This window comes from Natronospira bacteriovora (genome assembly GCF_030848495.1).
GTDB classification, from domain to species: domain Bacteria; phylum Pseudomonadota; class Gammaproteobacteria; order Natronospirales; family Natronospiraceae; genus Natronospira; species Natronospira bacteriovora.
The window spans coordinates 191324-203756 of sequence record NZ_JAVDDT010000006.1; the positions used below are offsets into that span (position 1 = coordinate 191324).

Annotated in this window: 11 protein-coding genes; 7 read left to right on the forward strand and 4 right to left on the reverse strand. The window is 63.5% G+C overall.

Going from position 1 to position 12433, the window contains the following annotated elements; translation table 11 throughout:
- Nucleotides 1–149: 149 nt before the first annotated feature.
- The 4 genes from RBH19_RS10290 to RBH19_RS10305 are packed head-to-tail and all read left to right on the forward strand — an operon-like array spanning nt 150 to nt 4730.
- Nucleotides 150–2423 (forward strand): thiamine pyrophosphate-dependent enzyme, encoded by a 2274-nt coding sequence (locus tag RBH19_RS10290; protein ID WP_306728762.1) that lies wholly within the window; start codon nt 150–152, stop codon nt 2421–2423.
- 50 nt (nt 2424–2473) lie between these two features.
- Nucleotides 2474–2980, forward strand: a complete 507-nt coding sequence (locus RBH19_RS10295; protein ID WP_306728763.1) for a GNAT family N-acetyltransferase — start codon at nt 2474–2476, stop codon at nt 2978–2980.
- Between the two features lie 44 nt (nt 2981–3024).
- A complete protein-coding gene (locus tag RBH19_RS10300; protein WP_306728764.1) occupies nt 3025–3474 on the forward strand; it encodes an SRPBCC family protein in 450 nt (149 codons plus the stop codon).
- 50 nt (nt 3475–3524) lie between these two features.
- Nucleotides 3525–4730, forward strand: coding sequence for a DUF418 domain-containing protein (locus RBH19_RS10305; RefSeq protein WP_306728765.1), 1206 nt, complete (start codon nt 3525–3527; stop codon nt 4728–4730).
- Here the strand turns inward: RBH19_RS10305 and RBH19_RS10310 are convergent.
- The 3 genes from RBH19_RS10310 to RBH19_RS10320 all read right to left on the reverse strand — a co-directional run bounded on the left by RBH19_RS10310 (nt 4723) and on the right by RBH19_RS10320 (nt 6733).
- Entirely contained in the window at nt 4723–5277 is a 555-nt protein-coding gene (locus RBH19_RS10310; protein WP_306728766.1) for an NnrU family protein, read from the reverse strand. The genes RBH19_RS10305 and RBH19_RS10310 overlap by 8 nt on opposite strands.
- Before the next feature lie 54 nt (nt 5278–5331).
- Nucleotides 5332–5865, reverse strand: a complete 534-nt coding sequence (locus RBH19_RS10315; protein ID WP_306728767.1) for a putative outer membrane beta-barrel protein — start codon at nt 5863–5865, stop codon at nt 5332–5334.
- A gap of 76 nt (nt 5866–5941) precedes the next feature.
- Nucleotides 5942–6733, reverse strand: coding sequence for a sulfite exporter TauE/SafE family protein (locus RBH19_RS10320; protein ID WP_306728768.1), 792 nt, complete (start codon nt 6731–6733; stop codon nt 5942–5944).
- A gap of 183 nt (nt 6734–6916) precedes the next feature.
- Here RBH19_RS10320 and RBH19_RS10325 point away from each other — a divergent pair, with 183 nt between their 5' ends.
- The gene (locus RBH19_RS10325) at nt 6917–7348 is read left to right on the forward strand and encodes a DUF2914 domain-containing protein (protein ID WP_306728769.1); all 432 of its coding nucleotides are present in this window, start codon (nt 6917–6919) and stop codon (nt 7346–7348) included.
- Between the two features lie 101 nt (nt 7349–7449).
- Here RBH19_RS10325 and RBH19_RS10330 read toward each other — a convergent pair whose 3' ends face one another.
- Nucleotides 7450–8814, reverse strand: coding sequence for an NAD-dependent succinate-semialdehyde dehydrogenase (locus RBH19_RS10330; protein WP_445353976.1), 1365 nt, complete (start codon nt 8812–8814; stop codon nt 7450–7452).
- Between the two features lie 191 nt (nt 8815–9005).
- Here RBH19_RS10330 and RBH19_RS10335 point away from each other — a divergent pair, with 191 nt between their 5' ends.
- Nucleotides 9006–10976, forward strand: coding sequence for a lytic transglycosylase domain-containing protein (locus RBH19_RS10335; RefSeq protein ID WP_306728770.1), 1971 nt, complete (start codon nt 9006–9008; stop codon nt 10974–10976).
- 141 nt (nt 10977–11117) lie between these two features.
- Nucleotides 11118–12074 carry a complex I NDUFA9 subunit family protein gene (locus RBH19_RS10340; protein ID WP_306728771.1) on the forward strand — a complete coding sequence of 319 codons (957 nt, stop codon included), beginning with the start codon at nt 11118–11120 and terminating at the stop codon, nt 12072–12074.
- Nucleotides 12075–12433: the final 359 nt, after the last annotated feature.

Genomic DNA, 12433 nt, shown 5'->3' on the forward strand with positions numbered 1-12433 from the left:
CTGGCACGCCGTTACCCGGTCGCGGACTACGGTAGCGGCATCGGATGACGGCGTGCCAAGCGGACGATTGTAATCGCGGATGAATCCGCTCCTACGCTGTCTTTAGACCGCTATTGCAAGCCATTCATTAACACTGCTTCGAGTACACCATGAGCAAGACCGGCCTCGCCAAAAAAGGCACCCGCGCCATCAACCGGGCGGAGATCGTTGATCAGAACTTTCTCGAGTTTCTCGCCGACTGGGATGAAACGATCGAGACACGTGAAGATCGCTCCGCCCCGGTGAACGCCCAGAGTGATCTGTCCGTTGCCGATTTCATTGAGCTGTTCGAATCGCAGATGCTGTCCCGGCATCTGGATCTGGAGGCCCGCGCCATGCGCGCGCGCAATGAAGGCTTCTACACCATCGGCAGCTCCGGTCACGAGGGCAACACGGTGGTGGGCCGGGTGACCCGCCACACCGACCCGGCCTTCCTGCATTACCGCTCCGGCGGCTTCATGATGGAGCGGGCGCGCAAGTTGCCGGACATCGATCCGGCCTATGACACCGCCCTGTCCCTGGCCGCCTCCAGCGACGATCCCATCTCCGGCGGTCGGCACAAGGTCTGGGGCTCGCTTCCCCTGTGGGTGCCGCCGCAGACCTCCACCATCGCCAGCCATCTGCCCAAGGCGGTGGGCGCCGCCATTGCCATCGCCCAGGCCGGGCGTCTCAAGGGCGAGGCCCCGGTGCCGGCGGACAGCATCGTGGTCTGCTCCTTCGGCGATGCCTCCTCCAATCACGCCACGGCCCAGGCCGGCTTCAACGCTGCCGGCTGGACAAGCCACCAGAACCTGCCCTGCCCGGTGCTGTTCGTCTGCGAGGACAATGGCATCGGCATCTCGGTGCAGACCCCGGCGGGCTGGATCGAGGCCAGCTTCAAGGCCCGCCCCGGCATCAAGTACTTCAGCGCCGACGGCCTGGACCTGCTGGACACCTGGCGGGTGAGCCGCGAGGCGGAGGCCTATGTGCGCCGCACCCGCAAGCCGGCCTTCCTGCACCTGCGCCTGAAGCGCCTGCTGGGCCACGCCGGCACCGACGTGGAAACCGACTACCGTCCGGTGGAGGAAGTGGAGGCCATCGAGGCCCAGGACCCCCTGCTGATGTCGGCGGAAACGGCCCTGGAGGAAGGGCTGATGACGGCCGAGGAGATTCGTGAACTGTACGAATCCGTGCGCGAGCGGGTGCAGGCCGCCTCGCGCCGGGCCGCCGAGCGGCCCAAGCTGACCTCGGCCGAGGCCATCATGCAGCCCCTGGCCCCCTACAGCCCCGAGGCGGTCAACAACGAGGCCACCCGGGCCGATTACCAGGACCGCCGGCAGGCGGTATTCGGCGAGCGCCTGCCGGAGTCCCAGCCACCGCGTCATCTGTCCATCCAGATCAACCGCGCCCTGCATGATCTGATGGCCAAGTACCCGGAAATCACCCTGTTCGGGGAAGACGTGGCCCAGAAGGGCGGGGTGTACACGGTCACCTCCGGCCTCTACCGTCAGTTCAAGGGCCACCGGGTGTTCAACACCCTGCTGGACGAGACCACCATTCTCGGCATGGCCCAGGGACAGGCCATGATGGGTCTGCTGCCCATGCCGGAGATCCAGTACCTGGCCTACTTCCACAACGCCTGCGACCAGATCCGCGGCGAGGCGGCCTCCCTGCAGTTCTTCTCCAATGACCAGTACCGCAACCCCATGATCATGCGGATTGCGGGGCTGGCCTACCAGAAGGGCTTCGGCGGACATTTCCACAATGACAACAGCTTCACCGCCCTGCGTGACATTCCCGGCCTGGTGATCGCCTGTCCCTCCCGGGGTGATGATGCTGCCATGATGCTGCGCACCCTGGCGGCACTGGGCAAGGTGGATGGCCGGGTCAGTGCCTTCCTGGAACCCATTGCGCTGTACATGAGCAAGGATCTCTACCAGGCCAGGGACGGAGAATGGCTGTTCCCCTACCCGGAGCCGGATCGAGCCATTCCCCTGGGTGAGGGACGGGTCTATCATCCGGAAGCGGACGATCTGCTGATCGTCACCTTCGGCAATGGTGTGCCCATGTCCCTGCGGGTGGCGCGGGAAATCGAGCAGGATCACGGCAAGCGCATCCGCGTGCTGGATCTGCGCTGGCTGAAGCCGCTGAACCGGGCGCTCATCGCCCACCATGCCCAGGCCATCGGGCAGGTCCTGGTGGTGGATGAAAGCCGCCGGACCGGCGGTCTGGCGGAGGAAATATTCACGGCCATCGAGGAAGAGGCCGGCCACGGCATTCGCAAGCAACGGGTCTGCGGTGAAGACAGTTACATCCCGCTGGGTGACGCGGCCAATCGGGTTCTCATGGAAGAGAAGGCAATACGGGCGGCGGCAAGCGAAATGCTGGGTATCGAGGCGGTCTGACCGCGCCCCTTGAAGCCGCCAAGGCAAACCCTGTACAGGATCGAACAACCATGTTGAGCATTCGTCCGGAAGAACCCGGGGACATCAACGCCCTGGATCGCATCCATCGTGCGGCCTTCGGCCGTGAACACGAAGGCGATCTGGTTCGCCAGCTGCGGGAATCCGGGCTATTGATCATCAGCCTGGTGGCCACGGTGAGCGAGCACCCCATCGGCCACATCGCCTTCTCACCGTTGACGCCGGCCATTGATGGCGTGTCTGCCGCGCCCCTCGGGCTGGGGCCCGTGGGGGTGGATCCCGAGCATGAGCGTCGCGGGATCGCCTCACGCCTGGTGCAGGCGGGGCTGGAGGAAGCCGCGCGGCTCTCCACCCCTTATGTGGCCGTCCTGGGTGATCCGGCCTTCTACGGGCGCTTCGGTTTCCAGGCGGCGGCCGAGCTGGGCCTGGAAGACCCCTTTGATGCCGGCGATGCCTTCCGTGTCCTCGCCCTGGAGTGCGGACAGCTGCCGCCGGCCGGCAGCCATATCCGGTACCCGGATGCCTTCAGCGGTCTGTGACTATACTCTGGGACAGGCGCCGGCCTGTCACTCAGGGATCCGTCATGTCCGAATCGCTCTCACTCTGCCTGGAACGCACCATTGAACAACCGGTGAACTGGGTCTACGCCGCCTGGATCCGGACGACCATGCTCAAGGCCTGGTTCGGCTTCCAGCCCGAAGATCGCCTGGAAGAAGCGATCATGGAACTCAGGCCCGGCGGCGCCTTTCACTGGCAGCTGCATCAACAGGATGGTCACCAGGTGCATTATCGCGGCCGCTTCGAGGAAGTGGTGCCTGAACGCCGTCTCTGCTTCACCTGGCCGGCCTACGGCATCGCGGACTTTCGCACGCGGGTCGGACTGGATCTGGCACCGGAGGGGCGCGGCTGCCTGCTGGTTCTGCTGCATGACGGTCTCAGAGACCGCAAGATGCACGACCATTATCAGCGTGGCTGGGGGCACGCCCTGGATCGCCTGGTCGCCGAGCTCCCCGGTATTCGTCAGCGCCAGTAAAACTTCTGTTTCATCGTTTCCCCGCATCGTACTGAAGGAGTTACGCCACCATGAGCAGCAGGCAACGTCACGACAGCCTGGACATGCTCCGGGGCTTTGCCATTCTCGGCATTCTGGTCATGAACATTCAGGCCTTTTCCATGCCCTGGCCAGCCTATGCCAACCCCTTTGCCTACGGTGACATGAGCGGACTCAATGGAATCGTCTACTTTGCCAGTCACGTCTTCTTCGACACCAAGTTCTACAGTCTCTTTGCAATGATGTTCGGCGCCGGGCTGGCCTTGATGGCGGAACGGGCCAGCCATGAAGGCGTCTGGGCCAGCGGCCGACATTACCGTCGCATGCTGTTTCTGGCCATTGTCGGCCTGCTGCATGGCTTTTTCATCTGGTATGGCGACATCCTGTTCATCTATGCCGTCTGCGGCAGCGTGGCCTGGCTTTTCCGTCGCCGCCGGACCGCAACCCTGCTCATCGTTGCGGCCCTGTTCCTGATCATCCCCATTCTGCTGGCACTGTTCGTCAACTGGAGCATGCAGTTCTGGCCTGAGGAAACCGTGCGGGGACTGGAAATGTGGTGGGGGGCCGCCTCACCGGCCGTGGCCGCCGATCTGGCCGCCTACAGTGGCGCGTACAGCGAGCAGCTGGCGGTTCGAGCGGAAACCTATCTCTCGGTCATCACCTGGGGACTGGTGACGACGGTCTTCTGGCATGCCACCGGGTTGATGCTGCTGGGCATGGCCCTGTATCGCCTGGGCCTGCTTACGGCACAGGCCAGCAGCCGTCACTATCTCTTGATTGCCATTATCGGCAGCGCCATCGGCTTGCTGATGACGCTATGGGGGCTGCAGGAAATCGGCGCTCGGGACTGGGCCTTTCCCTGGACGAAGTTTGTCGGCCGGCAATTCAACAACATCGGCGCGCCCTTCATGGCCCTCGCCTATCTGTCACTGTTGATGTTGCTGTACCGCTCCGGCCTGGCCCGTCGCCTCCAGGCCGGCCTGCAGGCCGTCGGTCGAACGGCTCTGAGCAATTACCTTCTGCAGAGCCTGATCTGCACGACCGTGTTCTACGGTCATGGTCTTGGCTTGTTCGGCGAGGTCTCCCGCAGCCAGCAGCTACTGGTGGTGTTCGCCATCTGGCTGGTTCAGATTCTGTTGTCAAGCTACTGGCTGCGACATTTCAGACAGGGCCCGGTTGAATGGGTGGCGCGAGGATTCAGCCACTTGCAAATCGCCCCCCTGAGGAAGGTCAGATGATTGCCGGCCCGAACAGTCGGGGATGCAGCCAGAGCAGGGCTCCATAGATGATGGCCGCCAGCACGACGGTGAGCAGATCCAGAGGCCAGGGGCGTGGCTCGGCTGACTGCCAGTGACGGCGCCCACCACGAAAGAAGATGGCATACAGAGCATAGCCGCCGATGCCGCCAAACAGGAGCAGTGCCGCCAGATGCCCGGCCACCAGAAGATGCGCCACCGCCCAGAGTACCACCCCCCACAGCATGGGGTTGCGAATCAGGCGGCGCAGGTTGTTTGGCACATAGGCGGCCGTCACCAGCAGAACGGCGGCAGCCATCAGCAGCGGCGACAGGTCGCGCCCGTAAGGCAGCTCACCCCACAAGGGAATGTATTCAGCCCGCCCCATGCCGGCGGCCAGCAGCACTACCGCCAGAACGGAGACAAGGGAGAACAGCAGCAGATAGGTTTTCTCCCCCAGGCGCTCGACCAATGCACTTCGAATGGCCGGCATGGCCGGCAGCAAATGAATGAGAACAATCAGAAACAGGCCGGCAATCAGAAGGATCATGGCATTCCCCTTTCCACTGAGCCCCAGTGAGCATCTGCCCGACTGGCGATCGAATCAGAAGCGCCAGTGCAGCGTGAGTGTATTGACGTCACCATCCACGGCCGTGAAATGCAGCTCCAGTGGCTGCCCCAGAAACTGAAAGCCAATGCCTGCACCACCGGCCAGGCCGGTGTCACTCCCCGTGTAATTACCAATTTTCACCCGGTTGGACGACAGGCCGCCCCGCAGCTTGAGGTAAAGACGCTCACTGCCGGTATAGGTGCTCAGGTAGAACGCTCCCGAGATCATGGACCAGTCCTCGCCCAGCCAGCTACCATCCGTTACGGTGGTAGCCAACTCGGCTTCCATGCCCATCCAATCGGGCATGAAACCGAAATGACCTCCCCAGCCACCACTCAGCCAGGTCGCCACATCGTTGCCATTGAAATCCCGGAAGGCATGCTCGTCCCAGGCATAGGCGATACCGAAGTTCAGCGACCAGAAATCACGCTGGTCCGGCCCACTGTCGTTGGCAGCCTCGGCCCTCGGAACAGCCAGCAGCAGGCAGGCGATGAAGATCAATGGAACGGACTGGCTGGTCAGGCGCATGGATTCTCCCCTCGTGCGCGGCAATGCAATCGGATTCAGACACTGGTTTCAGTGTAGCCTGTGCCAGTGTCAGGCTCTAGAGCAACATGCTCAGACCCACCAGCAAGAGCATGACGGCAAACAGCCGACGCAGTGTGCGGTCCGGCAGTCGCCGGGCGAGACGACTTCCCAGGGGGGCAGTGAACATGCTGACGGCCGATATGGCCAGCACGGAGGGCCAGTGCACCAGACCGATGGTGCCTGGCAGCTCGCTGGCGTTGCCCGCCAGTGCATACACCAGACTGGCGAATACGCCAATGACCAGAACCGCCGTCACCGACACCCCGACGGCCTGTGCCATGGCAAGGCCCCGCCATTGCAGCCATGGCACAGTGAGGATGCCACCCCCGACACCCAGCATGGCCGAAAGGGTGGCGACCAGGGTGCCCCCCAGCATGAGTTCCATACGGCCGGCCCGCCCGGCCTTCTCGGGCTGTCGGTAGGGCAAGGCCATGCGCAGGGCAACGAAGAACATGAAACCGGCAAACAATGCCGTGAGCAGACTCACGGGGATGCGAGTCACCAGAAAGGGCGCGATGAGCGCACCCAGCACCACACCCGGCAGCAGCCAGGGCAGCATGTCACGACGGGTGGTTCCCTGACGCCAATGACTTCGAACGGCACTTAGCGTGGTAAGCACCATGGTGGCCAGGGAGGTGGCCACGGCCACCGGCATGGCAATCTCGTCCGCGACACCCTGCCATCGCATCAACCAGAACAGGGCCGGCACCACCACCAGGCCACCGCCCAGGCCCAGCATGCCGGCCATCATGCCGGCCAGCAGACCGATCAGCAGCAGGAGCGGAAGCACGCTGATGATGTCGGGCATTGGAGCACCTTCTCTCGATTCAGGGGGCCTCTGTACAGAGAGGTCCTCGGGCCTGCGCCCGCACAGGGGCATCGTCGGCGGACATTATAAGGGCCTGCCGATGACAGGCATGCCCCTTCACTTCGAATCACCATGATCTATCCTTGACGGGGTCTGCAAGCAACCCGAAGGAGGGATCGCCCCATGAACAGGAACAAGATGGTGCTGGCACTCGCGATGCTGGCACTGGTCTGGAGCGGCAGCCTGCTTGCCGCGGACAGCGGCATCCACCGGGCCCAGTTCACCACAGCCGTGGAAGACCGGGAACCGATCGACAGTGTGACCGAACTGGGTACCGACCATGATCGCATCATCTTCTTCATGGAAGTGCGCGGCATGGAGGGTGCGGAACTGGTTCACCGCTATCGCTTTGATGGCGAAGTCCAGGCGGAAGTGGATCTGGCCATTGGCGGTCCACGCTGGCGGACCTGGTCCAGCAAGCGGCTCGTGCCGGAATGGCAGGGAACTTGGACGGTGGATGTGGTTGATTCGGAAGGCGAGGTTCACGGCAGCTGGTCATTCGAATACAGCGATGACCATGTTCCCGAATACCCGGCGGAGAACGGAGACGACTGATACCGCTGGATCCTTAAGGCCCCTTGCCGCACTTCTCCGTGACCGGCAAGGGGCCCGCCCTTCGCGGTGCCCGCGAATGAGATGCCGGTGCACCCCGTCGTTCAGGCCATCCAGACGGTTCGAATGTTCACGAACTCCCTGAGGCCGAATACGCCCAGCTCCCGCCCGTAACCGGAACGCTTGATTCCGCCGAAAGGTGTGCGCGGATCACTCTTGGTCATGGCATTGACATAGGCACCGCCACTGGCGAGCTTAAGGGCCAGGCGCTCACCCCGTGCGAGATCACGGGTCCAGATGCTGCCCCCGAGGCCGAAGGGGCTGTCATTGGCCACGGCCAGCGCCTCTTGATCATTGGCCACGCGAATGACAGTCGCCACTGGTCCAAACAGCTCTTCAGACCAGGCGCGCATGCCAGGACGGATGCCGTCCAGAATCGAGGCCGGATAATACCAGCCGCGGCCACTGGGCCGTTCGCAACCCAGAACGGCTTCGGCACCCTGGGCAAGGGCATCTTCCACTTGCGCGTGGAGCTCATCGCGCAGATCCCGCCGCGCCATCGGCCCAAGCGTGGTCGCCTCGTCCATGGGATCACCCATGCGCAGCTCCGCAGCCGCCGCCTTAAAGCGTTCGAGAAAACTGTCGGCAATGCGTTCGTCCAGGATGAAGCGCTTGGCCGCTATGCAACTCTGGCCATTGGCCTGAAAGCGTGCCTTCACTCCCCATTGCACCGCCTCGGCAAGATCGGCGTCATCCAGGACGATGAAGGCGTCGGAGCCACCCAGCTCGAGCACCGTCTTCTTCAGGGCACGGCCCGCCTGGGCGGCGACCACGGATCCAGCCCGTTCGCTGCCGGTCAGGGTGACGGCATGCACCCGCTCATCTTCGATGATGGCTCGAACCTGCTCGGTCTCCACCGGCAAATGCAGAAAGACACCCTCGGGATAGCCGGCCCCCCGGAACAGGGACTCAAGCTTCCGGGCACAGCCGGGCACGTTGCCGGCGTGCTTGAGCAGCGCCGTGTTGCCGGCGGTGACTGCGGGGGCGGCAAAACGGATGACCTGCCAGAAGGGGAAATTCCAGGGCATGATGCCAAGTACCGTGCCCAACGGTGCATAGTGGACATAACTGCGGCGGGCATCGGTATGCACGACCTCGTCCGCCAGCCCCTGGGCGGCCGTATCCGCATAGTAATCGCAGAGCCAGGCGCACTTTTCGATCTCGGTTCGGGCCTCGGCGATGCATTTGCCCATCTCGCGGGTAATCAGCTCGGCACATTCATCGCGATGGCGGCGCAGCAGATCACCCAGCTTGCCCAGCAGTTCGGTTCTTCGGTCAATGGACAGGTCGGCCCATGCCGCTGCGGCCAGCGCCGTCTTTTCCAGCGCCTGCTCTATGGCCGGGCCGTCCCAGGCGTTGATGACGTCGACATCTTCTTCGCTGGCGGGATTGATGCTTCTCATGCTCACGCCAATCTCCTTGCAGTCGCTCAATGACCACGGGTGACCGGAAAAAAACGATTCGGCTTGAGGCTACTATGCACGAACGGTGTTGACGTGCAATACAAAAGGTCACGCGAACCGGCGCAAATACGCCTACAATGCGCGGAAAAGCACATGGCGGCGACAGAACAGCCGGGCCTGGAGCGAGTCAAGACGACATGGATAGGCAATCAGGGACAGTGAGAAAGCTGGCGTGGGGGATCGGCCTGCTGTTGTTGCTTTCGGGGAATTCAGCGACGGCGAATCTGGCAGAACCGGTGTCGTCGGTCGAGGACTATCGCTTCGCCCTCGAGCGTGGTGAATCACTGCCCTGGCCCGCACTGGTGCTGGACGATCACGCCGCGCTTCCCTGGCTGAAGATGCTCTGGCTGCGTTCACGTTTTGACAGCCTGCCGGCGGAAGACGTTGCCCGCTTCATTTCTCGTCACCGGGATCGACCCTTTGCCGCCGAGTTCCGCCGGGACTGGCTGCTGGCCCTGGGGCGAGCCGAACGCTGGCGGGAGTTTTCCCGTCACTACCGGGGCGAGCGTGACCAGGCCCTGCAATGCCTGGCGGATCGGGCTCGTCTTGCCGCCGGGCAGCAGGAGCGGGCAAATCGGGCCGCGGCGGCCCTGTGGCTGAGCGGTCGAACCCTGCCGGCAGAATGCGAACCCCTGTTCGACAGTGCACGGCAGACTGGTGCGATCAGTGACTTCATGCTGCGCGAGCGTTATCGCATGGCCCTTGCGCGTGGCAATCTGTCACTGGCCGAGCGTCTCGCCACGGACATTGGCCCCGAAGCCGAAGAAACCGTCGCCCGCCGTCAGGCCATTCTCAATGACCCCGCCGCGCTGCTGGATCGCCTGGACCCGGCTGATCAGGGCGTCAGGGATGACATTGTCGCTGCCATCAAGCGCCTGGCCCGACGCGATGTGCTCGCAGCCATCCGTCGCTGGGAAGTCATGCACGGCCAGGGCCTGGAGGTCAACGGCCAGGATCGTTTCATGGTCACGCGCCGGATCGCGCTTGAAGCGGCCCGCGCCCACCGGCCGGAAGCCCGCGAATGGCTGGACAGAAGCACCGCCAATGACCGCTTCATCCGCGCCTGGCGCATCCGCGATGCCCTGCGCACCGGAGACTGGGAGGCGGCCCTCTCGGCCATTGACAGCCACCCCCGCGATGACAGCCGGCAATGGCGCTACTGGCGTGCCAGGGCCCTGGAAGCGCTGGATCAGCCGCAGGCCGCCACAACGCTGTATCGGCAACTCGCTTCCCACAGGGACTATTACGGTCTGCTGGCGGCTCGCCGCCTCGGCCAGCCACTGTCGACCGATTCCAGGCCGATTGAAGTGGAGACGGACACGCTGGAACAGCTGCGCCGGCACGAAGGCCTCCGCATTGCCCGGGCGCTGCTGGAGAGTGGCTGGGAATCGGCCGCCCGTGATGAATGGCGACAGGCGCTGGCCGATCAACCCCGTCCCGCCCGGTGTCAGGCCGCCTTGCTGGCTGCCGAATGGGGCTGGGCTTCGGAATCCATCATCACGGCCGCCCGCTCCGGCTGCCGCGGTGATCATCAGCTTGACTATCCCCTGGCTTTCGCCGATCAGCTCAAGGCCCACAGCGAGCGACTGAATCTGGATCCGGCCTGGGCCTGGAGCATCATGCGTGCGGAATCCCTGTTTGCCACGGAGGCCCGCTCCCGGGTCGGGGCGCTGGGCCTGATGCAGCTGATGCCCGGAACCGCCGCGCATATGGCAGACAGGCTGGGGATGGCAATCGAGGGTGAACGGGACATTCTCGACCCGGCACACAATATTGCCCTCGGCACCGCGTATTTGCGCGAGATGCTGGATCGCTTTGATGGCCACCCCCTGATTGCCACGGCGGCCTACAATGCCGGGCCGCACAGGGCCGAACACTGGTTACCGCGCAATGGCCAGATCGCCGGGGATATCTGGGCAGAAACCATTCCCTTCCAGGAAACCCGCCGCTATATCCGCCGGGTGATGACCCATAGCCTGGGATTCGATCAACGGCTCGGACGGGAAGATACGGGCCTGCACGAACGACTGGCAGCGGTGGGGCATCCGGCCATCGGTGAATGCCTTCTGGCCGGCCTGCCCGAGGAAAGTGAATCGGCCAGCTGTTGAGGCCCGTTCACTGGCCTGGCCGTCACAGCCACTATAAAATGGCGGTTTGTCCGGATCCGCTCCTGACATGAATCACGTGACACTGGGCCGGGCCTGCATCCACGTGGCCGCGTCCGGCATTGGCATTCCCGAGGAGTCATCATGAAATATCGCAGCGTCTGCATGCTTGGCGGCAGCGGCTTTGTCGGCAGTCATCTGGCCGCAAGGCTGGCCGGTGAAGGCATTCAGGTGCGGGTCATCACCCGCAATGCCGATCGTGCCAAGCACCTGAATGTCCTGCCAACGGTGAAGCTCATCCAGGGGAACTGTCATGATTCGGCCCTGCTGCAAGAGGCATTCACGGGCGTCGATGCGGTCATCAATCTGGTCGGTATCCTCAACGAGAAAGGCCGCAAGGGTGACGGTTTCCGTCATGCCCATGTAGAACTGACGCGCAAGGTGCTGGATGCCTGTGAAGCGACCGGCGTCAAGCGCCTGCTGCACATGAGCGCCCTCAACGCCGATGGCGGTGGCCCCAGCCATTACCTGCGCAGCAAGGGCGAAGCGGAAAGCCTGATCCAGGTACACGGGCGGCGTGGACTGGATGCCACCATCTACCAGCCATCCACCATTTTCGGCGAGGGCGACAGTTTCACCAATCGCTTTGCCGGCCTGCTTCGCCTGTTGCCGGTCTTTCCCCTCGCCTGCCCCGACAGCCGCATGGCTCCCGTGTATGTGGGCAATGTTGTGGACGCCTTCATGCGAGGCCTGCAGGATCGTGACACCATCGGGCAGCGCTACCAGCTGTGCGGACCGAATATGATGACCCTGAAGGAGATCGTTCGCTATCTCGCCGATACCATGGGTCGGCGGCGCCTGATCATCGGCCTGCCCGATTTCCTGGCCCGCCTGCAGGCCAACGTCATGGAATTCGTGCCCGGCAAGCCCTTCTCGAAGGACAATTACAATTCCCTGCAGAAGGACGCCGTCTGTCGCACCGATGGCCTGGCCAGGCTCGGGATCACCCCCGTGGGTATGGATGCCGTGGTACCCCGCTACCTGGCCCACCGCGATCTGCGTGGCCGCTACCCGGACATGCGCAAGGCCGCAAAACGCTGATGGAGAGGGGGCGTTTGGCCCCCTCGTTCGTTGTCGTTATTCGTCTCATCCATGAGACTTACCCCTCCCTGCGGTCGGGGCCTCGCGCAGAGCGCGAGTTCAAATACGTTCCCTACGCATTTGTGTCGTTGTCGTTGTCGTTGTCGTTGTCGGCATTATGCTGCGCCGTTCAAATGCCGATTACGATTACGATTACGGCGGTTGACCGCCTTGGCCGCCCCTCCCCTGTAGGCGTGGATTCATTCGCGCCTACAGGGGGCGATAGCAGGTTGAGGGGGGTCCCGCCGAGTGAAGCCCAAGCGACAGGGCCCCACCTACCCAGAACCCACCGGAGCCGGGTCAGCATCAGGGGTCGCTGG

What these genes read in the sequence shown, in the direction of transcription:
- RBH19_RS10290 (WP_306728762.1), top strand. Translation starts at nt 150, where the DNA reads ATGAGCAAGACCGGCCTCGCCAAAAAAGGCACCCGCGCCATCAACCGG.
- RBH19_RS10295 (WP_306728763.1), top strand. Translation starts at nt 2,474, where the DNA reads ATGTTGAGCATTCGTCCGGAAGAACCCGGGGACATCAACGCCCTGGAT.
- RBH19_RS10300 (WP_306728764.1), top strand. Translation starts at nt 3,025, where the DNA reads ATGTCCGAATCGCTCTCACTCTGCCTGGAACGCACCATTGAACAACCG.
- RBH19_RS10305 (WP_306728765.1), top strand. Translation starts at nt 3,525, where the DNA reads ATGAGCAGCAGGCAACGTCACGACAGCCTGGACATGCTCCGGGGCTTT.
- RBH19_RS10310 (WP_306728766.1), bottom strand. Translation starts at nt 5,277, where the DNA reads ATGATCCTTCTGATTGCCGGCCTGTTTCTGATTGTTCTCATTCATTTG.
- RBH19_RS10315 (WP_306728767.1), bottom strand. Translation starts at nt 5,865, where the DNA reads ATGCGCCTGACCAGCCAGTCCGTTCCATTGATCTTCATCGCCTGCCTG.
- RBH19_RS10320 (WP_306728768.1), bottom strand. Translation starts at nt 6,733, where the DNA reads ATGCCCGACATCATCAGCGTGCTTCCGCTCCTGCTGCTGATCGGTCTG.
- RBH19_RS10325 (WP_306728769.1), top strand. Translation starts at nt 6,917, where the DNA reads ATGAACAGGAACAAGATGGTGCTGGCACTCGCGATGCTGGCACTGGTC.
- RBH19_RS10335 (WP_306728770.1), top strand. Translation starts at nt 9,006, where the DNA reads ATGGATAGGCAATCAGGGACAGTGAGAAAGCTGGCGTGGGGGATCGGC.
- RBH19_RS10340 (WP_306728771.1), top strand. Translation starts at nt 11,118, where the DNA reads ATGAAATATCGCAGCGTCTGCATGCTTGGCGGCAGCGGCTTTGTCGGC.